We start from the raw sequence: 24,639 nt of genomic DNA, 5'->3' as shown, positions 1-24,639 counted from the left end.
CTTACGGCGTGACGATCAGCGGGCCATCCGCCTGGCCGGTCGCGCGCCACTGCGGTACATACATCGATTCCACCTGCGGCTGCGGCAACTGGTAAGTTCCCGGCATCACCGCCCGCGCCAGATAAACCAGCGTGACTGGCTGATTCTCATTGACGGCAACGGCCGCCACAAAGCGATCGTCGCGGAATTCCATATGCTGAATATCCGCCTGTTGCATCTGGTTGATCAGGTTCTGCGCTTCGCCTGCGTTATCCGCAAGGCTGGCACTGCTGTTTGCCAGGTTCTGATTTTCCAGTTCGAGCCCGGCGGGCAACATATCAACGACCAGCGCGTCCGGTACGTTCTGGCTGGCGTTGACCTCAAGGCGCACCAGTACCAGGTCGCCGCTGCGCAGTGAAGAGATGGCTTTCGGTTTCCCATCAGTGCCAAGGATCTGGCGCTCAATCTGCAACACGTTGCTGACCGGCTCCGGGGAATACTCCGGATACCCGGTAGCATCGAGGCGTAACCACAGCGGCTGGGTGCCGTTGTTCGTGACCTGCAATGCGGCCAGTTGATCCGCATCCAGATTACGGGTTTGTGCTTTATCACTCTGCAGCGGTGCGGCTTCCAGCGACGTTTGTGCCTGCCAGTTGCCCGGCAAATCAGCAAGGCCGCGACCAGCGAGGAAGAGCGAATTGCTCTCCTGCGTGGATAACCAACGCTCGCCAAACGCCTGTTCTGAGAGCGTTTGCAACAACGTATTTTGCGCATCCGGCAGTAATTTATTCTCTTCCATCAACGCCAGCATCAGCGCGTTATCACGCAGCGCACTGCCGTAATCGCCAATCCAGCGCGGCGTCTCTGCGCGCGGCGTTTTCAGCGCCAGTTGAATAGCTTCTTCGCTACGCGGCGCGTCGCCCATCGCTTTCAATGCCACGCCCAGTTGCATCAGCGACAGGCCCGATTTCGCCTGCGCGTGACGCTCCCAAATTTCACGCAGCGCGCCGAGCGGCGCTTTCTGCTGACGCGCCAGCACCAGCGCGGCATAAGCCTGCACAGCAAAGCGGCTGGCGGCGGTATCATCGCTGTAGCGAATCGTCATCAGCCCCGGCTCCTGCAAGTAACGCAACAGGCGGTTATTGCCTTTGTTGATGGCGTCTGCCGGTACGCTGTAACCCTGCTCGCCTGCGCGCACCAGGAAGTCCATCGCGTAGGCGGTCAGCCAGTACTCTTCCGGGCCTTCTTTATCCCACAGGGCGAAACCGCCATCCTGACGCTGCATTTGCAGCATCCGTGAAATTCCTACATCCACCGCCGCGCGACGTTTCTCATCGCTGTCGCCGGTAATGCCGAGCGTTTTCAGTTGTGCAGCATTGGTATAGAGCGATGGGAAAAGCCCGCTGGCAGTCTGTTCAAGGCAACCATACGGATACGCTTTCAACTCGCGGATATAGCGCGCCAGGTTCAGCGGCGGCTTACCGCTCAGCAGCAGTTGCCCCTGCACCGTTGCCGGGGAGAAATTCGCCAGATAGCCCTGCGGCACACTCCAGCTTTCACCCGGCTGCAACGCCACACCACTGTTCACCGTCTGCGCCGGGAAGGCCGGGCGCACGCCCAGTTTCCAGGATTTACTCATCGGTGGCAGCGTTTCACCCGGTAATGTCAGGCCACTGACCGTGATATCCACCTGACCGTCACCAAACCCCTCTTTGGCGCTTACCGGCACAAACTGAATATTGCGCACACCCGGCTGTAACGTAATCGGCGCAGGCTGCGCGCCTTGCAGCTGAATCAACCCGCTCGCCGCCAGCTGTACGTTCAACGTTTGCGGTTTATCCGTCAGGTTAGTGAGATCCAGCGTCAGACGCGCGGTATCGCCACCCGCCAGGAAGCGCGGCATGTTCAGTTCAGCAATGACCGGCGCGGCAACCACCACTTTATCTTCGCTACTGCCAAAATCTTCATCGGTCCACGCCTGCGCCATCACGCGCAGCTCGCCGTTGAAATCGCCAATCGGCAGCGTGACGGTGCCTTCACCGTTTTCATCGAGCGTTACCGGCTGGGCCTGTTGCGCGATAATGGTGACGTGGTTTACCGGCGGTTTACCGCCGCGTTTCAGTTCGTCGCCATCACCACCAAAACGCAGGCTCGCCAGTCGCCCCTGCCCTTCAATCACCTGGCCGTAGATATCATAAATATCCGCACCATAGCGTTTCTGACCAAAGAAGCCCTGCCACGGATCGGGCGTGGTGTAATCAGTAATGTTCAGGACGCCGCTATCCACCGCCGAAAGCAGCACATTCACCTGTTTCGGCGCCGCGCCCTCTTTGCGGTCAACTTTCACTTTTACCGTCAACGGCTGATTCGGGCGCATTTTCGCAGGCGCATCAAGAGCGATATTCAGACGACGGTTCTCATCGCCGAGCGGCAGATGCAGTACACCGACCGCGCGTTTTGGCGTGGCGGAACGGGATTTGTCACCCGGACGCACCACCAGCGAACTCAAATAGAGGTCATGACGATTCCAGCTTTTATCCACCGGAATGGAGAGATCCAGCCCTTCCGCCGGAACGGTGATTTCCTGCCACCACAACGGGCCTTCGCTCGATTCCACCATTGCATAGCCTTTGCCCGCCGCCGGGGCAGCTACGTGCAGCTTGATGGTATCGCCCGGTTTATAAGACGGTTTATCCAGCTTCATGGTCACGCGATCCGGACGCGCCGCGCCGCTGCCGTCGCTGTTATCCTGCCAACTGTAACCGGCCCAGAAACGAACACTACTGATGGTGTCGTTCGGCCCTTTGACTTCCAGACGATAAGCGCCCCACTCGACCGGGAAACTGACCTTACCAGTTTCATCTGCTTTCAGGTTAAGGCTCTCTTCGCCTTCCACCAGGTCTTTCTGGTCAAACTGGGATTTCCAGCCCTCGTCTTCTGACCAGTTCCAGTAGTAGTCGCGGCGTTCACGAATAAGACGCACCTGCAAGCCTTCTACCGCTTTGCGCTCGCCCTGAGCATTGGCATAAACGATATCAAATGCCGCCTGGCTGTCTTCGTCGACAATCGGCTGATTCACCGTGGTGTCGGTGCGATAGTCATACACCGCTTTGCTGGCGAACTGCGGTCGAATACCCGGCAGTTCCGGCGCAGGCCAGATAGCCTGTTCGGCACGACGCGTCACCGGGCGGCCACCGGATTCCAGCAAGCTGGCCTGTAAAATGACCTGCAACGGAGAATGTGCTTCCTGCCACTGGCTGGAGGTAGTCACTTCCCCGCGCCCTTTTTCATCCAGCGTCAGGCTGGCTTCATCCAGACTGCGCGAGAGATTCTCTTCAGCTATATCGCCGAACTGGAAACCCGGCAGGGCAGCCACCGCATCACGAAGCGGACGCAGGAACAGCTTGCCCTGTAAGGTGTTGCCATTGGCCGGTGCGCCATAGAGGTAGTAACCGACAACGCCAAACTTCACATCATCTTCTGGTGCCAGCGGGGTTTTCTGGGCGCTCAGGTTAAGCGCCAGGCGTTCTGGCATGAAATCTTCAACGTGGAAATCCCACTCCTGACGCTGGTTATCACCGGTGTTGGCGCGAATATGCCACATTCCGGTCGCGGCCCCGCTGTCGAGCGGATAGGTGAACTGATACAGACCGTTCACCGGTTTGCTGACCACGCTGCGAACCACCTGGCCGTCGGGTTTCACCACGTCGATTTTGACCGGTTGTTCCGCCAGTGGTTTGCCATCGCCATCGCGCAGCAGTCCGTTCAGGATGACGGTTTCACCAGGACGATAGAGATCGCGCGGGCCAAACATGAAGAACTGTTTGCTGTAGCCAGGCGCGCCGGCAATGGCGAATTCAGCGAGATCGAGCGCCGGGAGTTTGAGATCGAGCAGCGTGGTTTGTCCATCTTTACGCGCCAGCACCAGCGCCGCTTCTTTATCGGTTTGCAGCGTGGCGTGGCCCTGCGCATCACTGTTCGCTTGCGCCAGAGTTTGCCCTTTTTCGTTCAGCAGTTGGACATCGACCGCCGCCTGCGCCGCGCCGTTTTCCAGACTTTGGGTAAAGACGTCCAGTCGATTGTGATAGCGGTGCGCAGAAAGGCCGATATCGCTCAGGGTAAAGAGCGTGGCGGCATTGCTGTAGTTATAGTGTCCTGCCTGATTCATCACCGCGATATAAACACCGGACTGTTGCAGGGGTTTGATATCTTTCAGCGGCAGCAGCAGTTTCTCGCGGGTGTTACGTTCCGGGTTGAGATCGAAGCGCCCGGTGTAGACTAAATCAGCCATCTTCAGCAGTTCGTCAGATTCCCAGTTACTTAGCGAATTACGGTATTCCCACGAACTGACAAACGACGCCAGCGACTCCGGCTTCACGCGGTAGAAGTTAACATCGACGTTGTTGACGTTGAGCGCCATCACCGGCAGCCCTTCCACCACTTTACCCGGCAGCAGCGAGCCACGGCTGGCAAAGCCGACCGTTGGCGCAATATCACGGGTTGATATTGTTTTTTCGACGCCTTTGCCCAGCGTCTCTTTATTCACCGCGACCAGTTCAGGATCAATGGTCACAATCAGTTCGCGTTTTGGCTCCAGATGCCGCAGACGTAACTCTTTCAAATTCGGTGCAAGCTCCCAGGCACCGTCAATCTTGCCGCTCTTTTTATCGACGGCATGCACGGTTTTGGCGAAATCCTGATTGGGATCGAGCGGCACTGAGAACGTGAGCACCAGCGCAGAGGCGCCTTCAAGCTGCACTTCCGAGGCATCCAGCAGGGTTAAGGCCTTTCCTTCGCTCTGTTGAGCCAGTTTGGCTAACGTCGCGCTATCAGGTTTTGCAGGAGCAGGCATCGCCGGGGTAGCCGTTGTGGCTGCGGGAGCAGGCGCACCGGTTTTCTCTTTATCGTTATTATCACAGCCGGCAAGCGTCGATGCGGCAAGCAGCGCAAGTGCCGCCAAACGGAAGGGTTTCATCCTTAGAACCTCTGGCTCTGGAGCCTGTTTGTCATGAATGCTCAATAGTATTACGCGTGAACAGCGTTTTACCACCTCTCGGGACGTTTAAATTGTGGTCTTTTTTCGAATTATTTATTCAGTAACTTATTCGGTGTTATCACATACCAGGAGTCATTAACTTGTCACTGCCGGGCAAAACGCCGACAATTCGTTTACAACTGATAAATGGAGGCCCATATGAGCACCTCTTTCTTTGTCGCCGCCGACTGGCTGGCAGAACACATTAATGACCCGGAAGTGCAGATTATCGATGCCCGCATGGCGCCGCCGGGGCAGGAACATCGTGATATGGCCGCAGAGTACCGCGACGGTCATCTCCCTGATGCCCTTTTCTTTGATATTGAAGCGCTTTCAGACCATACCACCCCGCTCCCGCACATGATGCCGCGCCCGGAAGCCTTCGCAGTTGCTATGCGTGAACTGGGCGTCAGCAGCGATAAACATCTGGTGGTGTACGATGAGGGTAATCTCTTCTCCGCGCCGCGCGCCTGGTGGATGCTGCGTACATTTGGCGCTGAAAAAGTCTCAATTCTGGCTGGCGGATTAGCGGGCTGGCAACGCGATGATTACCTGCTTGAGCAGGGTAATGTCGATATGGTCGAAGGCGACTTCGAGGTGAAATTCGATGCTCAGAAGATCAAGCGCCTGACCGACGTGCTGCTAATTAGCCACGAAGGCACTGCGCAAATCGTCGACGCCCGCCCGGCACCACGCTTTAACGCCGAAGTTGACGAGCCACGCCCGGGCTTACGTCGTGGGCACATTCCTGGGGCGCGTAACGTGCCGTGGGGCGACTTAGTCTTCAACGGTGAGCTGAAAACCGTTGATGAATTAACCGCGATTTTTGATCGCGCAGGCGTTGACCTCAACCGTCCAATCGTTGCCAGTTGCGGTTCTGGCGTAACGGCAGCAGTGGTTGTGCTGGCGCTGGCGACGCTAGAAGCCGATGATGTGACGTTGTATGACGGTGCCTGGAGCGAATGGGGCGCACGCGATGACTTGCCGGTTGAGCCGGTGAAGTAACGCGCATTGCAGCAATAAAAAAACCGCCCATAAAAAGGCGGTTTTTTTATTGCTGGTCTGGTTCGCGGCCTTTCCAGCGGGTTGTGTTGCGAAAGCAACGCAGGTACTACCCGGTAACGAAATAATCCGTTTTCAGAGCGCTGAAGTCAAGTCCACTTATGGATTAACCTTGCAAAAAGAGGGTATTATTTAAACGGCCCTTTCCGCCGTCTCGCAAACGGGCACTGGCTTCTGGAGAGGATGTTCCGTGGCCGTAAGCGCAGGTACTATCCGGTACTTGCTATCGCGTCATTATCGCCAGTGGTGCTGCCGTGATGCGGTCTTTGCATGGACCGCGCAATGAAACGATACGTTTGTATCGTGCTTATTGTAACCAGCACGCTGTTTGCTCACGTTAACGAAGACTGGGATCTTTCAGGCTACGCTTTTCGCAACGCAATCAATGTAATGGGCAGGTAAGCCAGGATGCCGCCCTGCGGGGCGGCCTTCCTCGAACTTAGATAATCCGATTCTGTTTAAAATCACGCAGGAAGCCGCCCCAGCGGCGTTCGTAGAACGGCGTGATATGTTCGGTAATAAAGTGGCTGATTCCCTTTTCCCCTTTTACCACCTGGCAGATATCAATCGGTTCATCGCCCGGTAGCGTATCGGTCGCCACGCTGCCTGCGGCGTGAATAATCTCTTCAATATCACCGTCTGCTTCGATACCAATCAGCAGGTTCGCCTCGCCTTCTGCACTCTCTTTGATTGAACAGATAAACGCGCGTTTCACCGGTTTGATGGTTTTAAACAGCGTGGTGAGCGAATCCACCATTTGGGCAGGCGGCTCCGCCACTTCGGAGAGGATCAGCGATTCGCCGCCTTCCAGCACTTCCTGGGTACTGAGCGGGTTTCCCTCTTCACCAATCAGATGGCTGATTTCGCGCGGGGTGAACTCTTTTCCGGTCGGCAGTTTGGCATTGAGGAACAGCGTTTCGCCGAGGGTCATTTCAAACAATGTGCGAACGGGCATGACCACGAACGCCTGTTCCTCTTCAACGGCTTGCTGCAAGGCTTCCAGCGAGGTGAAAAAGGGAATAACGGAAGTGCCGTCATCCTTTTCCCAGTGCTGTAAATCGAGTGCGCTGTCTTCCACAATTTGTTCGCCTTTAGCCGCTGTACCAGGCACCCACACGGTGGATTCCAGCAGCGTGCGGAAAAACGCCGGGCGATGTGCCGGTTCGGTCGCCGCCTGCTCAAGCAGGGTTTCTAATTCGTTTTTGGTTTCGGACATAGTGGGTTCCAGAATGTCGGTTTCCCCCTCACCCCGGCCCTCTCCCTCAGGGAGAGGGAGAAAACCGCACAGAGCACTCCCCTCTCCCTGAGGGAGAGGGTTAGGGTGAGGAGCCACAAAGATTATTCAGCGGTCAGCAGATTCGCAATCGTACGCACGCCCAGCCCGGTCGCGCCGGCGGCCCACTGCTCTACCGCGCCTTTGCGATAAGTAGCGGAGCAGTCAATATGCAGCCAGCCCTGGTGATAGTTTTCAACGAAGTGAGACAGGAAGCCCGCCGCCGTGCTAGCACCCGCCGGATAAGTGGCGTTCGCGGTGTTGTTCAGTTCAGCAAAGTTGGACGGCAACTGGTTGCGGTGGAACTCCGCCAGCGGCAGGCGCCAGAACGGTTCGTTTTCCGCAGCCGCACTCGCCATCATGCGATTGACCAGGCCATCATCGAAGCTGAACAGCGCGTGATAATCGTTACCCAGCGCGGTTTTCGCCGCACCGGTGAGGGTCGCCGCATCAATAATCAGCTCTGGTTTCTGCGCAGACGCGTCAATCAGGCCATCGGCCAGCACCAGACGCCCTTCTGCATCAGTGTTCATCACTTCAACGTTTTTACCGTTACGATAGTGAATGATATCGCCCAGTTTGAAAGCGTTGCCGCTCACCATGTTATCGGCGCAGCACAGGTATAGTTTCACACGTTTGTTCAGGCCACGAGTGATAGCAAACGCCAGCGCACCGGTAACCATCGCCGCACCGCCCATGTCAGACTTCATCGAGTCCATGAACGCGCTTTGCTTCAGGCTATAACCGCCGGAATCGAAGGTGATGCCTTTGCCGACCAGGCAGGCATAGACCGGTGCGTCTTTATCGCCGGTTGGGTTGTAGTCCAGCGCCAGCAGTACCGGCGCGCGCTCGGAGCCACGGCCTACGGTGTGAATCCCCATGTAGTTCTGCTCGCGCAGATCTTCACCTTTGGTGATACGATAAGAGACCTGATCGCAAGCCACGCTGCACAGCAGATCGACCGCACGCTGCGCCAACTGTGACGGGCCGACGTCTTCCGCCGGGGCGTTGATGGTATCACGCACCCAGTCGATGATGGTCAGGCGGTTATCCAGCTCCTGACGCTGCGCGTCATCCAGTTCTGGCCATTCCACTTTACGCGTGCCTTTCGGCCCTTTATAACCGGCCCAGAAAGCCCACGCGCTATCGGCGCTCCAGCCTTCGCCGGTCAGCGCCACGTGTTTAATGCCCAGACCATCAATTTTACGCGCCGCGCGCTGAATCAGGCCAAGGTCGTCCTTACCGGTCAGGTGCAGAGAGATTCCATTATCATTAATGCTATAAGTCGCTTTTTCGCCCCAGCGCGCATCGGCTGGCTGCGTGGTAAGCGTAATATTCATCGCTTCGGTCATTTTAGTTATCCTTATTAGTAAACGGGCCACCCGAAGGCAGCCCGATATGTGACTTATTCAGCTTCGTCTAACCAGACTAGCAGAATTGCCTCAAGGATTTTTTCATTTGATGCCTGAGGGTCATCATCAAAATCCTCAAGGTCGCAAATCCATTGGTGCAGGTCAGTAAAGCGCACGGTCTTCGGATCGGTATCCGGGAAGGTGTCGTAAAGCGCTTCGCCGATTTCACGGCTGTCAGTCCACTTCAGTCCCATACTATCCTCTGTTAGTGCTCGCGTGCGTGGTTAATTGTGTAACGCGGAATTTCGACTACCAGATCTTCGTCGGTGACGCGCGCCTGACAGCTCAGACGGCTATCCGGCTCCAGCCCCCAGGCTTTATCCAGCATATCGTCTTCATCTTCAGTGCTTTCTGGCAGAGAATCGAAACCCTCACGCACGATGCAGTGGCAGGTGGTGCAGGCACAGGATTTTTCGCAGGCGTGTTCAATCTCGATACCGCTGCGCAGCGCCGCATTCAGAATGGTTTCACCGGTCTCAGCTTCCACAACTACACCATCCGGACACAGGTCCTGGTGGGGCAGAAAAACAATCTTTGGCATATTAAACCTCGTCCACGGATTGGCCTTTCAGCGCAGCACGGACTGATTTGTCCATACGGCGAGCGGCGAATTCCTGGGTTTGTTTATCAACGTTTTTAATGGCTTGTTCTATGGCGTCAGTGTCATTGCCTTCCGCAACCGCGCTCAGATGCGCAGCGGCTTCGTTAATGACCTGACGTTCTGCGGCGCTTAACAGCGCGGCATCGGCGGCCAGAGCACCGGTCAAACTCTCCAGTACGCGTGCTGCTTCTACTTTTTGCTCCGCGAGCATACGGGCTTTAACATCGTGCTCGGCGTAGCTCATGGAATCCTGAATCATGGTGGCGATTTCACCATCGGTCAGACCGTAGGACGGTTTAACCTGAATCGAAGATTCCACCCCGGTGGATTTCTCCATCGCGGTCACGCTTAACAGCCCGTCGGCATCCACCTGGAAGGTAACGCGAATATGCGCCCCACCCGCCGGCAGCGCCGGAATACCCCGTAACGCAAAGCGCGCCAGCGAGCGGCAATCCTGCACCAGTTCGCGTTCGCCCTGCATCACGTGAATAGACATCGCCGTCTGACCATCTTTGAAGGTGGTAAACTCCTGCGCGCGCGCCACCGGAATGGTGGTGTTACGCGGAATGACTTTCTCCACCAGGCCGCCCATGGTCTCCAGACCGAGCGACAGCGGGATAACATCCAGCAACAGCATTTCACTGTCTGGCTTGTTACCCACCAGAATATCGGCCTGAATCGCCGCGCCAATAGCAACAACTTTATCCGGGTCGATAGAGGTGAGCGGCGTGCGGCCAAAGAATTCACCCACGCGTTCACGCACCAGCGGAACACGCGTTGAACCACCAACCATCACCACTTCCAGCACGTCCTCCGCTTCCACGCCCGCATCTTTCAGCGCGCGGCGGCAGGCCATCAGGGTGCGTTTAACCAGTGAGGAAATAAGGTCGTTAAACTGTTCGCGGGTGATATCGCCTTTCCAGCCTGCAACGTCAACCGTCACGCTCTGAGCATCACTCAGGGCGATTTTAGCGGCGATAGCGGCATCCAGCAGTTCACGCTGAACGCGGTTGTCGCTGCGATCGGGAATACCTGCCTGTTCGCGAATATAGTCCGCCAGCAAATGGTCGAAGTCATCGCCGCCGAGCGCAGAATCGCCGCCGGTGGCTAGCACTTCAAACACACCGCGGCTTAAGCGCAGAATAGAGATATCAAACGTCCCGCCGCCCAGGTCATAGACGGCAATTACGCCTTCCTGGCCGGAATCCAGCCCGTAGGCAATTGCCGCAGCGGTCGGTTCGTTAAGCAGACGCAGCACATGCAGGCCCGCCAGACGCGCGGCGTCTTTGGTGCCCTGACGCTGTGCATCGTCAAAGTAAGCCGGAACGGTGATCACTACGCCGTCGAGTTCACCGGCGAGCGATTCAGTCGCCCGCGCCGCCAGCGCTTTGAGGATATCGGCCGAGACGCGAATCGGGTTCAGCACACCGGCCTCAGTAACCAGCATCGGCAGGCCATTTTCGCTCGCCTCAAACTGGTACGGCAGATGCGGGTAACGCGCCTGAATGTCGGCCAGCGAGCGGCCCATCAGGCGTTTGACGGAACTGATGGTGTTAGCAGGATCCTGCGCGGCATTGGCGCGCGCGTCATGACCCACGACGTGGCCCTGCGCCTGGTAATGGACAACAGAGGGCAGCAGGTGACGACCCTGGCTGTCAGCCAGTGTTTCCGCCTGACCGCTACGGACCGTCGCAACCAGAGAATTGGTGGTGCCTAAATCGATGCCAACCGCCAGACGACGCTGATGCGGCGCGGCACTCAGACCAGGCTCACTAATTTGTAATAAGGCCATATTGAGCTTCCGAAATTAATAGTCGAGCAGTTTTTCTTCGAGTTGTTCAGCACTGCTGCGCAGTTTATCGAGAAAACGCAGTTTACGCACGGTATCCGCCGCCGTCTCCCACGCTTCATCGTCTAATTCTTTCACCATCTGTTGATGGCGGGTGTCGAACACTGCTTTGACGCGTTTAATGAACCCTTCCAGACGTGCTTCATCCTTCGCCTGTTCAATCTCGTCCAGCTCTTCGCGCAGTTCCAGTTGTTCCATCAGAAAAGCGGTATCGCGCACCGTGTGCTGCTCGCTGGCTAAATCAAAACCGTGCAGCGACAACAGATATTCTGCGCGCGGCAGCGGATGGCGTAGCGTTTGCCAGGCCTGATTAATGGTTGCGGAACGTTGCACCGCGGCCAATTGCTCGGCTGCGCTGGCGCTGGCGAATTTGTCGGGATGGTTCTGACGTTGCAGATCCTGAAAACGGGTCGCAAGGGCCTGAGTATCGACGTGATAGTGGGCGGGTAACCCGAAGAGGCTGAAGTAATCCATAACAATCTCAGGGTAAATAAAACAAAACCCCACCCACAGAAGGCCTGCGGTGGGGTTGGTGACGTTCAGTTACACGTTAAAGCTTTCGCCGCAACCGCACTCATCTTTGACGTTCGGGTTGGTAAATTTAAACCCTTCGTTCAGGCCTTCTTTGACGAAGTCCAGTTGAGTGCCGTCGAGGAATTGCAGGCTTTTACCGTCGATCACCACCTTCACGCCTTTGTCTTCGAACACGGTATCTTCTGCCGCAGGTTCATCAACAAATTCCAGTACATACGCCATACCCGAGCAGCCGGAAGTTCTCACGCCCAGACGCAGACCAAACCCTTTACCGCGGTTGGCCAGGAAGGTATTGACTCGCGCTGCTGCACTGTCGCTCAATGTAATCGACATAACAAAACCTCAATTCTTATTTTGCTTCACGTTTGCTTTTGTAATCCGCAATGGCGGCTTTGATCGCGTCTTCTGCCAGGATAGAGCAGTGAATTTTCACTGGCGGCAGTTCAAGCTCGTCTGCGATGTCGGTGTTTTTAATTGCCTGAGCTTCGTCCAGAGACTTGCCTTTTACCCATTCGGTAACCAGCGAGCTGGACGCAATGGCAGAACCGCAGCCGTAGGTCTTGAAACGCGCGTCTTCAATGATACCTTCATTGTTGACTTTGATCTGCAACTTCATCACGTCGCCACACGCTGGCGCGCCAACCATGCCGCTACCTACGCTCTCATCGCTGTTGTCGAAGGAGCCAACGTTGCGTGGGTTCTCGTAATGATCAATAACTTTTTCGCTGTATGCCATGATTGAATTCCTCTTATCTACCGATTAGTGATGTGACCATTCGATGCTGTTCAGATCCACGCCCTGTTTGAACATTTCCCACAGCGGAGAAAGGTCGCGCAGACGGCCAATGGAGTTACGAACCAGTTGAATGGTGTAGTCAATCTCTTCTTCGGTAGTAAAACGACCTAAAGAGAAACGGATAGAGCTGTGTGCCAGCTCGTCGGTCATGCCCAGCGCACGCAGCACGTAGGATGGCTCGAGGCTTGCAGACGTACAGGCAGAACCGGAAGAAACGGCCAGGTCTTTCAGGGCCATAATCAGCGATTCACCTTCAACAAAGTTGAAGCTGACGTTAAGAATGTTTGGCGCGCCCTGCTCAAGGTCACCGTTCAGGTAAACTTCTTCCATATCCTTCACGCCGTTCCACAGACGGTTACGCAGACCGCGCAGACGGGCCATTTCGGTTTCCATCTCTTCTTTCGCGATACGGTAAGCTTCGCCCATGCCGACGATCTGGTGAACAGGCAGAGTACCGGAACGCATGCCGCGCTCGTGACCGCCGCCGTGCATCTGTGCTTCGATGCGGATACGCGGTTTACGACGCACGTACAGCGCGCCAATGCCTTTCGGGCCATAGATTTTGTGGCCGGAGAAGGACATCAGGTCAACTTTCAGCTGGCTCAGGTCGATAGGCAGTTTGCCCACGCTCTGGGTCGCATCAACGTGGTAAACAATACCGCGCGCACGGCACATTTCGCCGATGGTCGCGATATCCTGTACCACACCGATCTCGTTGTTCACGTGCATGATGGAAACGAGGATGGTGTCATCACGCATCGCCGCTTCGAGTTCTTTCAGGTCAATGATACCGTTGCGCTGAGGGGCAAGGTAGGTGACTTCAAAACCTTCACGCTCAAGCTGACGGCAGGTGTCCAGCACAGCTTTGTGTTCGGTTTTGCTGGTAATAATGTGCTTGCCTTTTTTCTGATAAAAGTTGGCTGCACCTTTAATTGCCAGGTTGTCAGATTCCGTTGCACCGGAGGTGAAGACAATTTCGCGCGGATCCGCACCAACCAGATCGGCAATCTGATTACGGGCGATATCTACCGCTTCTTCAGCCTGCCAGCCAAAACGGTGAGAACGGGAGGCCGGGTTACCAAAGGTTCCGTCCAGGGTTAAAAACTGCATCATTTTCTCGGCAACACGCGGGTCCACCGGCGTGGTTGCGGAGTAATCGAGATAAATCGGTAATTTCATTGCTCTTAAACTCCGTACATCGCTTCAATGCAAGGAATCAGGCTATCGGCTGGATGTACGACCGAGGAGACGGAGCGCGGTACGCTCCGGCCTGATTCTGAAATCTCTTTATTATCCGTCGCGCGGATATTTATATTACGCGCGCAGTTTGACGTCGATGGCGTCTTGCGCACGGGTGTTGCGCGTTGTTTCATGGGTGTGCTGACGACCAGACACATCCAGCACTTCCTGATTATTCACCAGTTCGCCCAGCGTAATATTATTCAGGAAGCCGGTCAGGCGATCGCTCAGGTCACGCCACAGCGCGTGAGTCAGGCATTTATCACCGCCCTGACAACCACCTTTACCCTGGCAACGGGTCGCGTCGACGGATTCGTCAACCGCGCTGATGACTTCGCCAACCGCGATATGGTTAGCTTCTTTACCCAGCAGATAACCGCCGCCAGGACCGCGAACGCTGGATACCAGACCATTTTTACGCAGACGGGAGAACAGTTGCTCCAGGTAGGAAAGTGAAATTCCCTGTCGTTCTGAAATATCGGCCAACGGCACCGGGCCCGCTTCGGAGTTGAGTGCAACGTCCAGCATCGCGGTCACGGCGTAACGCCCTTTAGATGTCAGTCTCATGTCTTACTTAACCTCAAACTCGCCCCTGCCCGGGGTTTTTAATAATATATGTGTGGGTATTGCATAGCAGGACCAAGTCTGACATTCCCGAGTAAAATGGTCAACTATTTACTTGAGTAATTTAGTCAGGTATTTAACATTCAGTGCGGTCTGATGCCCTCACCCCGGCCCTCTCCCACAGGGAGAGGGAGAACACGATGCACAGTCTGTCCCCTCTCCCTCAGGGAGAGGGTTAGGGTGAGGGTGGCCCTTATGACTTCTTATTCTGCTGCTCAATCGACGCCAGAATCCCGCGCAGGATGTTCAACTCCTGGCTTTCCGGGCGCGCGCGCGTGAACAGACGACGCAGTTTGTTCATTACCTGCCCCGGATGGTTCTCGCGGATAAAACCGGTACTCAGCAGCGTTTGTTCCAGGTGACCATAGAAACGCTCCAGGTCATCAACCAGCGGATATGGCGTTTCGTCGTGCTCAACTTTTGCTTCGCCGCTTTCCTGGGCCGCCAGCCATGCCATGCGGACCTCATAAGAGATAACCTGCACCGCCATCGCCAGGTTCAGCGAACTGTATTCCGGGTTAGCGGCGATTGCGACGTGATAATGGCACTTTTGCAATTCTTCGTTAGTCAGGCCCACGCGCTCACGACCAAACACCAGCGCCACCGGGGCGTGTTCTGCTTCAGCAACGCTTTTCAGCCCGCACTCGCGCGGGTCGAGCATCGGCCATGGCAGCGTGCGCGAACGCGCGCTGGTGCCCACCACCAGGCTGCAACCCGCCAGTGCTTCATCGAGCGTATCGACGATATTGGCGCTACCGATAACATCGCTGGCTCCGGCGGCCAGGGCGATGGCCTGGGAGTCAGGTTTTACCAATGGATTCACTAGCCAAAGGTTGGTTAAGCCCATGGTTTTCATCGCACGGGCCACTGAGCCCATGTTGCCGGTGTGAGAGGTTTCAACCAGCACAATTCGAATATTTTGCAGCATTGTCTTTCTTCGTCTAAAGATTATTCGGCCATATTACCATAAACCGAAGACAGAGTCCGAATTCGCTGTTATGATATGCGCCGTTTTTCCCCGTTCTTTAACATCCAGTGAGAGTAACCTGATGCATCCGATGCTGAACATCGCCGTGCGCGCAGCGCGCAAGGCGGGTAACCTGATTGCCAAACATTACGAAACGCCAGATTCTGTTGAAACCAGCCAGAAAGGCAGCAACGATTTCGTGACCAACGTTGATAAAGCGGCTGAAGCCATTATCATCGAAACCATTCGCAAATCTTACCCGCAGCACACCATCATCACCGAGGAAACCGGTGAACATGTTGGCGAAGATCTGGATGTACAATGGGTTATCGATCCACTGGATGGCACCACCAACTTCGTTAAACGTCTGCCGCACTTCGCGGTCTCCATCGCTGTACGCATCAAAGGCCGTACTGAAGTTGCGGTGGTTTATGATCCAATGCGTAACGAACTCTTTACCGCTACCCGTGGTCAGGGCGCACAGCTGAACGGCTACCGCCTGCGCTGCAGCACTGCGCGTGACCTCGATGGCACCATCCTGGCGACCGGTTTCCCGTTCAAAGCCAAACAACACGCCCCGGCGTACATGAACATTCTCGGTAACCTGTTCACCGAATGTGCCGATTTCCGCCGCACCGGTTCCGCTGCACTGGATCTGGCTTACGTTGCCGCAGGCCGCGTAGACGGTTTCTTCGAAATCGGTCTGAAGCCGTGGGACTTCGCCGCAGGTGAACTGCTGGCGCGTGAAGCGGGTGCTCTGGTGTGCGACTTCACCGGTGGTCACAACTACATGATGACCGGCAACGTGGTTGCGGGTAACGCGCGCGTCGTGAAAGCGATGCTGGCGAACATGCGTGACCAGTTGAGCGAAGCGCTGAAGCGCTAAGCGATTGTTGTGCCCGGTGGCGCTCACGCTTACCGGGCCTACAAAAAATACCGCATCATTGCCTGACTATCCGTCATCCGACTTTTAAAACGGACGCATTCCCCGCCCCACCGGCACCGCGCTCACCCACATCACCACCGCAGCAATAATCAATAGCGCGCCACCAGCCAATGCCAGCGTGGTCCAGCCTACCTGCCGCCACAATACCGGCGCACGATTTCCACTTAGCCGCACCGCCAGTTGACGGAAACTGTGCACCAACAGCGCAAGCGAAGAGATAGTCAGTGACGTGCCCGCCGCCATCGCCAGCGCCGACGCCATTCCCCAGACAAATACGCCAATCACTTTGCTGAACAGCAAAACCATAATCGCACCGGAGCAGGGGCGTAACCCCATCGAGAGCACCACCATCAGGCGCGCGCGCCAGTCATCACCGCTGCGAATTTGCTCCGGATCGGGCAGATGCTTGTGCCCACAGCCGCAGTGTTCATCATGGACATGAACAGGCTTAAAGGCCGTAAACGCAGGCTTGCGCATCAGAAGGCGCAATTTTTTTAGCGCCCGCCAGCAAAGCATGAGGCCCAGAATCCCCACCAGCGCGTAGCTCGCTTTCTCCATCCAGAATCCGCTAACGTGCAATTGTCTTGCGGGGAGTTGCAACAACAGAAGCACGACCACCACCAGGCCAATCGCCACCAGTCCCTGTAACAGTGACGAGGCCAGCGTCAGCCCGATACTTGATTTGAGCTTTGAAGGATGCGTAGCCAGCCAGGTAGCTATCACGACTTTACCGTGCCCTGGGCCCAGCGCATGCAGCACGCCGTAAAGAAAGCTAAACAGTAGCAACGAACCGCCTGCATGCGTCGGATTTTCGGCCACCGATTTGAGCAGGCCGCTCATCTGCTGATTCACATCGCGCTGCCAGATGATGCTTTTTATCATCACTTGCGGCCATGCCTGCCACAGCCACAGACCCGCCAGCACGCTCAGTAGCAGAAAAATGGCCAGCGGCCAGAGCGCCAGCCAACGGCGTGACGGGCGTTTTACCAGAGCGTTCACTGACATGTTAACGTCACCTTCTGGGCAAATTGTTTACCGAGATCCATGTCTTCATCCGGTGCGTCTTCTTTATCAAGCGACAACGCATAAGACATCATTTCGTCACTGGGCTGCGGCGTATGCACCGCCAGTTTGCAGGTGGATTTCAAACTCGCGGGTAACGAGACATCACCGTCATTCTCATAGTGCATATCGACATAATAGGTCGGGTCAAACGTCGAGAAGGTGTAGGTCTGCCCCGCTAACTTCTGCGGATTCGCCAGCGGCAGTGTGAACGTCAGTACCGCCTGATGCCCCTCCCGCGCAAGGCCATAATCAGCGGGCAGATTATCAAATTTCACCTTTTTACCGTTGTGCCAGAACTCAGTGAAGTAATGCTGCCCCAGCACGTTGGCCATCACCTCCGCCGCCAGCTTTTTCCACACTTCGTCACCCGGTTTAGCCTTTCCGGCGTCATATAACAGGTCTGCTGATGTTAATTCATCCATTACCCAGCGCATTTTCAGCCCGCTTATCTGCCCATCCTGCGCCACAACGTCCGTCGTCAGGGTGATAAAACTGTGCGGGTGCGCCTGGACGCTAAGCGATAAAACCGCGAAAAATACCAGACTTACGCTTTGTTTCACTCTCTTCATCCGTTCCTCAGTGAAAAATTCTGTGACCGACGCCGATATTCCTTACGTAAACAGGCTGAGCACGCCGACGAAAGACTATCCTTTAGCTATTCTTATCAAAAACGCAAACTGGAATCTTTCAGATGATGACGCTCATGGAACCTCCATCTGTGCTTTCCAGTCCACAGCGCCGCTGCCAGGTGCTGCTGATGTTCTACCTCCCCGGCCACACCATTACGCCCGAATTCATTGGCAAGGTGAATGGTGTTGATGCAACAACTGCCCGGCAAGATATAGCCGAGACGGAGGAGGAGATCCAGCGTTACCATCGTCTGGCGATTGCCAGCGGAGCGGACGGCAGCTATCGGATTGAAGGCACCACGCTCGATTTACGTCTGTGCTTGCTGCACTGGCTGCGGCGTGCCTTCCGTTTATGCCCACATTTTGTTAGCCAGCATTTTACTCCGGCGCTTAAAACGTACCTTAAACAGCAGGGCATTGCCCGCACGCTGTATGACGACACCAATTTGCAAGCGCTGGTAAACCGCTGCGGGCGCAGCCTGCAACGCCAGTTCGAGTGCCGCGACACGCAGTTTTTGCGCCTCTATCTGCAATACTGCCTGCTTCAGCATCATCAGGGAGAGAGCCCCTCCTTCAACTCGCTGCAAAGTACCTGGACCCGTACCACCCAGGAGTTTCAGGTAGCCGCCGAGATTGTTCGCCACTGGCAGCGTCGCATTCACCAGCAGCCTCACTGCAGCGAACAACAATTTCTGGCGCTGCTGTTTATGCTGATGCGCACGCCAAACCCCGTTTACGATGGTCATGCGCAGGACCGTCAGTTACACCTGGCCATTGATCAACTAATCGACCGCTTCCAGCAACTGGCAGGCCGACAACTGGGTAATGAGCAAAGCCTGCGCGATCAGCTCTATATTCACCTGGCGCAGGCGCTGAATCGCTGTATTTTCGGCATCGGTATTGATAGCCAACTTACTGAAGAGATTTATCGACTCTATCCGCGCTTAATGCGCACCACACGCGAAGCGCTGGTCGATTTTGAGACGCGTTATACCCTGCAATTCAGCCATGAAGAAGCGGCGTTGATTGCCATTATTTTTGGCGCGGGGCTCATGCAGGAGAGCGAGTTACATGAGAAAGAAGTGGTGTTGCTGACGGGCGATAATCCGGCGCTGGAGCAGGAAATTGAGCAGCAGCTTCGGGAGCTCACGTTGCTGCCGCTCAATGTAAAATATCTGGCGGCGCGAACCTTCCAGAAAGAGGGCGCGCCGAAAAGCGTCAGCCTGGTGGTGTCGCCTTATGCTGTCGCCCTGCCGCTCTTTTCACCGCCGCTGATCCATGCCGATCGGCCATTAAGCGATCATCAGCGGCAGCACATCAGCAAGGTCCTCGACGCTTAAGCGGCTACCGCTTTCGGACGCAGGATCAACGCCGGCAACGCGACCAGCGCCATCACCCAGAATACGCCCTGGTGCAAATGCTGGTACAGGAAACCGGCAAACACGGTCATCACCGCGATACTGCCGCCCATCGCTACCGCAGAGTACACCGCCTGCAATCGAATCACCTCGCTCCCCTGACGCGCGGCGATATAGCGCATGGCCGCCAGATGGCAAACGGTGAAGGTGCCACAGTGCAGAATTTGCGCAACAATCAGCCACGGCAGTTCCGTGGTCCAGCCCATGATCCCCCAGCGGATCACGCCGCATACCGCTGACAACAACAGGAGGTCGCGCGCACTAAAGCGACGGAAGACTTTCTTGCTCAGAGCAAAAATCACCACTTCCGCCACCACGCCGAGCGACCAGAGATATCCCACAGCCGATGCCGAATAGCCCGCGCCCTGCCAGTAGATGGCGCTGAAACCATAGTAGGCCGCATGCGCGCCCTGCAACAGGCACACGCAGGCGAGGAAGCGCCAGCTCTGCAGCACCAGCGCTCGCCATGCTGGCCACCCCGCCGCTTCCTGATGACGTGATTCACCCTGCGGCATTACCGATGGTCGCAGCAGCATACCGAGCAGCATTGAAGCTATCCCTAAGCTCAGCAGTACAAGGATGGCATGATAATCAAACAAGCTCACCAGTTTGCCCGTCAGCGCCGAGCCAATCACAAAGGCAATCGAGCCCCACAGGCGCACCCGGCCATAATCCATGGTGATTTGCTTTTGCCAGGTATTGGCGAGCGCATCAGTCAGCGGTACCAGCGGTGAGAAAAAGAGGTTAAAGCCAATCATTACCGCCATCAGCCAGGCAACGTGGCTACCGGCCCAGAAGGCCATCGCAAACAGAAGGGTTAACAGCGCCAGAATGCGCAACACGCTAATTAATCGGGAGGGATCGCTGACGCGCGGCGCAATCAGCAGGCTGCCAAGAAAACGCGCCACCAGCCCCGCGCCAAGCAGAACGCCGATAGTTTCAGGCGTTAGCCCCGCGCCCTTGAGCCAGACGCTCCAGAAGGGCAGAAAAATACCGTAGCTGAAAAAGTAGGTGAAGTAACTGAGCGCCAGCCAACGCGTTGAGTGCAAGACCATGATTTCCTCCAGAATGGAGGCGACAGTCTGGCGGTAAAACGTTTGCCTGGCGCGAATACGGGTTAAAAATCGTGATCTCCATCACCTATTTTCGATGATCGCACACCGGATTCACAAAAATGTGAGAGCTACAGCAACTCACACCGCGTCTTCACAATATCGATAAAATCGCGCAGCGCGGGTTTCAGCTCGCCTTTTTTCCACGCCATCAGTAGGGCAATGGTCGGCGCATCATCAGCCAGCGGGCGAAACACCACCTGCCCGGTGTTGAAGCTCTGCATGTAACCGGGGATCAGCGACACCCCGAGCCCCATGCCCACCAGATTCATGGTGACCAGAATATTGGTCGCCATCTGCACAATCTTCGGCTGACACTGCTGATCGGTAAGCCATTTATCGACGATCGACGCCAGCGCGCCGGAATAGGCGGGATCGGTACTGATAAAATCGACACCGTTCAGCTGTGCCGCGCTAATTTTGCGCTCACGCGCCAGCGGATGCGTGGCGGGCATCACCACTGCCAGCGGTTCATGGAACAGCTCCAGATAATCAATTTCCGGGTTGTAGATGGGATGGCGCATCAGGCCGACATCCAGCTCGCCGCTGCGCAATTTTTCTTCCTGCTGAGTGGTTATCAGGCTCACCAGTTCAATTTGCGTTTCGGGTTGACGCAAGCGCAGCAGCGGCATCACCTTCGGCAACAAATTCACTTCCGCCGAGGGCACAAAACCAATCACCAGATGATTCCCCAGAAGCGCGGCGTTACGCGCGCGGGCTTTCGCCTGCTCCGCCTGGTCAAGGATCGCCAGCGCATCGGTAAGAAAGCATTCACCGGCCGTGGTCAGCGTCACTTTGCGTTTATCTCTTTCCAGCAGCGAGACGCCCACGCACTGCTCCAGGTCGCGAATCTGACTACTGAGCGACGGCTGCGAGGTATGCAGTTTTTCCGCCGCACGCGTGAAGTTCAGCTCCTGCGCAACCGCTACAAAGTAGCGAAGGTGTCTCAGTTCCATGCCCTTTTCCCTGTCATAGATAAAACGTCTCAGTCAGTAGAAATTAAGTATTTCACATAACAACAACCAATTAGCAACATAGTAAAGACACAAAAACCAGAAGGTCAATACCTCTTACCCACGAGATAACGATATGACCACGAAAACACCTGTAGACATCTACTCTCTGATCGACACCCACAACGGGAGCGTCACCCCGCGCATTTACACCGATCCTGACATCTATCAACTGGAGCTTGAACGCATTTTTGGCCGCTGCTGGCTGTTTCTGGCGCACGAAAGCCAGATCCCGAAAGCGGGCGACTTTTTTAATACCTATATGGGCGAAGACGCGGTCGTTGTCGTGCGCCAGAAAGACGGCAGCATCAAAGCCTTTTTGAACCAGTGCCGTCACCGCGCCATGCGCGTGAGCTATGCCGATTGCGGCAATACCAAAGCGTTCACCTGCCCCTACCACGGCTGGTCTTACGGCATTAACGGCGAGCTGATTGATGTACCGCTGGAGCCACGCGCCTATCCGCAGGGTTTGTGTAAATCCCATTGGGGGTTAAACGAAGTGCCCTGTGTAGAAAGCTACAAGGGGCTCATTTTTGCCAACTGGGATTCCTCCGCTCCGCCGCTGCTGGATTATCTGGGCGACATGAAGTGGTATCTCGACGGCATGCTGGATCGTCGGGAAGGCGGCACCGAAATTGTCGGCGGCGTGCAGAAATGGGTGATCAACTGTAACTGGAAATTCCCGGCCGAACAGTTCGCCAGCGACCAGTATCACGCCCTCTTCAGCCACGCCTCCGCCGTACAGGTGCTGGGGGCGAAAGATGACGGCAGTGATAAACATCTTGGCGACGGCCAGACCGCCCGCCCGGTGTGGGAAACGGCGAAAGATGCCTTACAGTTCGGCCAGGACGGGCACGGCAGCGGCTTTTTCTTCACCGAAAAACCAGACGCCAACGTCTGGGTGGATGGCGCAGTCTCCAGCTATTACCGCGAAACCTACGACGAAGCCGAACAACGGCTGGGCAAAGTGCGCGCCCTGCGCCTGGCTGGTCATAACAATATTTTCCCGACGCTCTCCTGGCTGAACGGCACCGCCACATTGCGCGTCTGGCACCCTCGCGGCCCGGATCAGGTGGAAGTATGGGCCTTCTGTATCACCGACAAAGCCGCCTCTGATGAGGTGAAAGCGGCCTTTGAAAACAGCGCCACCCGCGCCTTCGGTCCCGCAGGCTTCCTGGAACAGGATGACTCGGAAAACTGGTGTGAAATCCAGAAGCTGCTTAAGGGTAACAAAGCGCGTAATAGCCAGCTTTGTCTGCAAATGGGGCTGGGCCAGGAAAAACGTCGCGAAGACGGTATTCCGGGCATTACCAACTACATCTTCTCAGAAACCGCCGCGCGCGGGATGTATCAGCGCTGGGCCGATCTCCTCGCCAGCGAAAGCTGGCAGGAAGTGAATGAGAAAACCGCTGCCTACCAGCAGGAGGTGATGAAATGAGCAATCCCGTCTCTTTAGAACTGCATCATCGCATCGCCCAGTTTCTCTATCTGGAAGCCTCACTTCTCGACGACTGGCGTTTCCGCGACTGGCTGGAACAGCTTGATGAAGAGATCGTCTACACCATGCGTACCACGGTCAACGCGCAAACTCGCGATCGCCGTAAAGGTAAACAGCCGCCAACCACCTGGATCTTCAACGATAACAAAGATCAGCTTGAGCGCCGGATCGCCCGTCTGGAAACCGGCATGGCCTGGGCCGAGGAGCCGCCGTCACGCACGCGCCATATGGTTAGCAATATCCAGGTGAGCGAAACAGAGCAGCCGGATGTGTTTGCTGTACGCGTGAATTATTTGCTTTATCGCGCGCAAAAAGAGCGCGATGAAACCTTTTACATCGGAACGCGCTTTGACAAAGTGCGCCGCCTGGATGGCGAACAGTGGCGTCTGCTGGCACGCGAAATCGTGCTTGACCAGGCGGTGATCACCTCCCACAACCTGAGTGTATTGTTCTGATGAGCCGTGTATTTGCCTGCTCCACTGCGGAGCTGCCGGAGGGCGAAGCGCTCCGGCTGGAAACATCCCCCGTTATCGCCCTGTTTCACGTCGGCGGGGAGTTTTATGCCATTAACGACCGTTGCAGCCACGGTAACGCGTCAATGTCTGAAGGGTATCTGGAAGACGATGCCACCGTAGAATGCCCGCTTCATGCCGCAAGTTTCTGCCTGAAAACCGGAAAAGCGCTGTGTCTGCCCGCAACCGATGCCATCGCCACCTATCCGGTGTATGTGGAAGGCGACGACGTGTTTGTTGATATTCCGCAGGAGGCATCATGAGTGATTTAAAAGATGAGGTGGTTTTCATCACCGGTGGCGGCTCCGGCCTGGGGCTGGCGCTGGTCGAGCGCTTTATTGAAGAGGGCGCGAAGGTTGCCACACTCGAACTGTCAGGCGCCAAAGTGGCCAGCCTGCGCCAGCGTTTTGGCGAGCATGTGCTGGCGGTTGAGGGTAACGTCACCTGTTACGCGGATTATCAGCGTGCGGTTGACCAGACGCTGACGCAGTTTGGCAAGCTGGACTGTTTTATTGGCAACGCAGGCATCTGGGATCATAACGCCTCGCTGGTGAATACGTCTGCCGACGCGCTGGAGAGCGGCTTCCACGAGCTGTTTAACGTAAACGTGCTCGGTTATCTGCTGGGTGCGAAAGCCTGCGCTTCGGCGCTGATCGCCAGCGAAGGCAGCATCATTTTCACGCTCTCCAACGCTGCCTGGTATCCGGGCGGCGGTGGCCCGCTGTATACCGCCAGCAAACACGCGGCGACGGGCTTAATTCGTCAGTTGGCCTATGAACTGGCACCAAAGGTACGTGTCAACGGCGTCGGCCCTTGCGGGATGGCGAGCGACCTGCGCGGCCCGCAGGCGCTGGGGCAAAGCGATACCTCGATTATGCAGTCGCTGACGCCGGAAAAAATCGCCGCTATTCTGCCGCTGCAATTCTTCCCCGACCCGGCGGACTTCACCGGGCCCTACGTGATGCTGGCGTCACGGCGTAATAATCGGGCACTGAGTGGCGTGATGATTAACGCCGACGCGGGCCTGGGCATTCGCGGCATTCGCCACGTTGCCGCCGGACTCGATCTCTAAGGA

Annotated in this window: 23 protein-coding genes; 7 read left to right on the top strand and 16 right to left on the bottom strand. The window is 56.2% G+C overall.

Annotation, left to right across the window (positions count from 1 at the left end; all coding sequences use genetic code 11):
- Position 1: 1 nt before the first annotated feature.
- Entirely contained in the window at positions 2-4,954 is a 4,953-nt protein-coding gene (locus NMC31_RS18110; protein WP_253898728.1) for an alpha-2-macroglobulin family protein, read from the bottom strand.
- A gap of 219 nt (positions 4,955-5,173) precedes the next feature.
- On the opposite strand from NMC31_RS18110, the gene sseA reads away from it, so the two are divergent.
- Complete coding sequence (gene sseA, locus NMC31_RS18105; protein ID WP_253898727.1) at positions 5,174-6,019, top strand: 3-mercaptopyruvate sulfurtransferase; 846 nt, start codon at positions 5,174-5,176, stop codon at positions 6,017-6,019.
- A 496-nt stretch (positions 6,020-6,515) separates the two neighbouring features.
- On the opposite strand, the gene sseB is transcribed toward sseA, so the two are convergent.
- The 11 genes from sseB to trmJ form a co-directional block, all read right to left on the bottom strand.
- Positions 6,516-7,292, bottom strand: a complete 777-nt coding sequence (gene sseB, locus NMC31_RS18100; protein ID WP_253898726.1) for an enhanced serine sensitivity protein SseB — start codon at positions 7,290-7,292, stop codon at positions 6,516-6,518.
- 122 nt (positions 7,293-7,414) lie between these two features.
- Positions 7,415-8,701, bottom strand: a complete 1,287-nt coding sequence (gene pepB, locus NMC31_RS18095; protein WP_253898725.1) for an aminopeptidase PepB — start codon at positions 8,699-8,701, stop codon at positions 7,415-7,417.
- 53 nt (positions 8,702-8,754) lie between these two features.
- Positions 8,755-8,955 (bottom strand): Fe-S cluster assembly protein IscX, encoded by a 201-nt coding sequence (gene iscX / locus NMC31_RS18090; RefSeq protein WP_015963428.1) that lies wholly within the window; start codon positions 8,953-8,955, stop codon positions 8,755-8,757.
- Positions 8,956-8,966: 11 nt separating this feature from the next.
- Positions 8,967-9,302, bottom strand: a complete 336-nt coding sequence (fdx, locus tag NMC31_RS18085; RefSeq protein ID WP_253898724.1) for an ISC system 2Fe-2S type ferredoxin — start codon at positions 9,300-9,302, stop codon at positions 8,967-8,969.
- Between the two features lies 1 nt (position 9,303).
- The gene (gene hscA / locus NMC31_RS18080; protein WP_253898723.1) at positions 9,304-11,154 is read right to left on the bottom strand and encodes a Fe-S protein assembly chaperone HscA; all 1,851 of its coding nucleotides are present in this window, start codon (positions 11,152-11,154) and stop codon (positions 9,304-9,306) included.
- Positions 11,155-11,169: 15 nt separating this feature from the next.
- On the bottom strand, positions 11,170-11,685 hold the full coding sequence (gene hscB / locus NMC31_RS18075) for a co-chaperone HscB (RefSeq protein WP_015963425.1): 516 nt from the start codon (positions 11,683-11,685) through the stop codon (positions 11,170-11,172).
- A gap of 69 nt (positions 11,686-11,754) precedes the next feature.
- On the bottom strand, positions 11,755-12,078 hold the full coding sequence (gene iscA, locus NMC31_RS18070; protein ID WP_004104506.1) for an iron-sulfur cluster assembly protein IscA: 324 nt from the start codon (positions 12,076-12,078) through the stop codon (positions 11,755-11,757).
- A 16-nt stretch (positions 12,079-12,094) separates the two neighbouring features.
- Positions 12,095-12,481 carry a Fe-S cluster assembly scaffold IscU gene (iscU, locus tag NMC31_RS18065; protein ID WP_005120408.1) on the bottom strand — a complete coding sequence of 129 codons (387 nt, stop codon included), beginning with the start codon at positions 12,479-12,481 and terminating at the stop codon, positions 12,095-12,097.
- Between the two features lie 24 nt (positions 12,482-12,505).
- Positions 12,506-13,720 (bottom strand): cysteine desulfurase, encoded by a 1,215-nt coding sequence (iscS, locus tag NMC31_RS18060; RefSeq protein ID WP_015963424.1) that lies wholly within the window; start codon positions 13,718-13,720, stop codon positions 12,506-12,508.
- Between the two features lie 135 nt (positions 13,721-13,855).
- Positions 13,856-14,347: a Fe-S cluster assembly transcriptional regulator IscR gene (gene iscR / locus NMC31_RS18055; RefSeq protein WP_149464802.1), complete on the bottom strand. Its 492-nt coding sequence runs from the start codon at positions 14,345-14,347 to the stop codon at positions 13,856-13,858.
- A gap of 250 nt (positions 14,348-14,597) precedes the next feature.
- Positions 14,598-15,332, bottom strand: a complete 735-nt coding sequence (trmJ, locus tag NMC31_RS18050; protein WP_149464803.1) for a tRNA (cytosine(32)/uridine(32)-2'-O)-methyltransferase TrmJ — start codon at positions 15,330-15,332, stop codon at positions 14,598-14,600.
- A 121-nt stretch (positions 15,333-15,453) separates the two neighbouring features.
- Between trmJ and suhB the strand changes: the two genes are divergently transcribed.
- Positions 15,454-16,257 (top strand): inositol-1-monophosphatase, encoded by an 804-nt coding sequence (gene suhB / locus NMC31_RS18045; RefSeq protein WP_149464804.1) that lies wholly within the window; start codon positions 15,454-15,456, stop codon positions 16,255-16,257.
- A gap of 84 nt (positions 16,258-16,341) precedes the next feature.
- Here suhB and NMC31_RS18040 read toward each other — a convergent pair whose 3' ends face one another.
- Together NMC31_RS18040 and NMC31_RS18035 are read right to left on the bottom strand one after the other, a co-directional pair.
- Positions 16,342-17,322, bottom strand: a complete 981-nt coding sequence (locus NMC31_RS18040) for a nickel/cobalt transporter (RefSeq protein WP_253898722.1) — start codon at positions 17,320-17,322, stop codon at positions 16,342-16,344.
- Positions 17,313-17,951, bottom strand: a complete 639-nt coding sequence (locus NMC31_RS18035; RefSeq protein WP_253898721.1) for a DUF1007 family protein — start codon at positions 17,949-17,951, stop codon at positions 17,313-17,315. The genes NMC31_RS18040 and NMC31_RS18035 overlap by 10 nt, the downstream gene beginning before the upstream one ends.
- 122 nt (positions 17,952-18,073) lie before the next feature.
- Here NMC31_RS18035 and csiE point away from each other — a divergent pair, with 122 nt between their 5' ends.
- Positions 18,074-19,351, top strand: a complete 1,278-nt coding sequence (gene csiE, locus NMC31_RS18030) for a stationary phase inducible protein CsiE (RefSeq protein WP_253898720.1) — start codon at positions 18,074-18,076, stop codon at positions 19,349-19,351.
- On the opposite strand, the gene NMC31_RS18025 is transcribed toward csiE, so the two are convergent.
- Together NMC31_RS18025 and hcaR are read right to left on the bottom strand one after the other, a co-directional pair.
- On the bottom strand, positions 19,348-20,484 hold the full coding sequence (locus NMC31_RS18025) for a 3-phenylpropionate MFS transporter (RefSeq protein WP_253898719.1): 1,137 nt from the start codon (positions 20,482-20,484) through the stop codon (positions 19,348-19,350). The genes csiE and NMC31_RS18025 overlap by 4 nt on opposite strands.
- 128 nt (positions 20,485-20,612) lie before the next feature.
- Complete coding sequence (gene hcaR / locus NMC31_RS18020) at positions 20,613-21,497, bottom strand: DNA-binding transcriptional regulator HcaR (protein ID WP_253898718.1); 885 nt, start codon at positions 21,495-21,497, stop codon at positions 20,613-20,615.
- Positions 21,498-21,630: 133 nt separating this feature from the next.
- On the opposite strand from hcaR, the gene hcaE reads away from it, so the two are divergent.
- The 4 genes from hcaE to hcaB are packed head-to-tail and all read left to right on the top strand — an operon-like array spanning position 21,631 to position 24,636.
- Complete coding sequence (gene hcaE, locus NMC31_RS18015; RefSeq protein ID WP_253898717.1) at positions 21,631-22,992, top strand: 3-phenylpropionate/cinnamic acid dioxygenase subunit alpha; 1,362 nt, start codon at positions 21,631-21,633, stop codon at positions 22,990-22,992.
- Positions 22,989-23,507, top strand: coding sequence for a 3-phenylpropionate/cinnamic acid dioxygenase subunit beta (hcaF, locus tag NMC31_RS18010; RefSeq protein WP_253898716.1), 519 nt, complete (start codon positions 22,989-22,991; stop codon positions 23,505-23,507). Before hcaE ends, hcaF begins: the two co-directional genes overlap by 4 nt.
- Positions 23,507-23,827, top strand: a complete 321-nt coding sequence (gene hcaC, locus NMC31_RS18005; protein WP_253898715.1) for a 3-phenylpropionate/cinnamic acid dioxygenase ferredoxin subunit — start codon at positions 23,507-23,509, stop codon at positions 23,825-23,827. Before hcaF ends, hcaC begins: the two co-directional genes overlap by 1 nt.
- The gene (gene hcaB, locus NMC31_RS18000) at positions 23,824-24,636 is read left to right on the top strand and encodes a 3-phenylpropionate-dihydrodiol/cinnamic acid-dihydrodiol dehydrogenase (protein ID WP_253898714.1); all 813 of its coding nucleotides are present in this window, start codon (positions 23,824-23,826) and stop codon (positions 24,634-24,636) included. The genes hcaC and hcaB overlap by 4 nt, the downstream gene beginning before the upstream one ends.
- Positions 24,637-24,639 lie beyond the last annotated feature (3 nt).

The sequence above is a fragment of the Pseudocitrobacter vendiensis genome, from assembly GCF_943590815.1.
In the GTDB taxonomy this organism is placed as follows: domain Bacteria; phylum Pseudomonadota; class Gammaproteobacteria; order Enterobacterales; family Enterobacteriaceae; genus Pseudocitrobacter; species Pseudocitrobacter vendiensis.
Note: the sequence above shows the minus strand (reverse complement) of the source record. Positions and strands in the feature narration are given on the sequence as shown.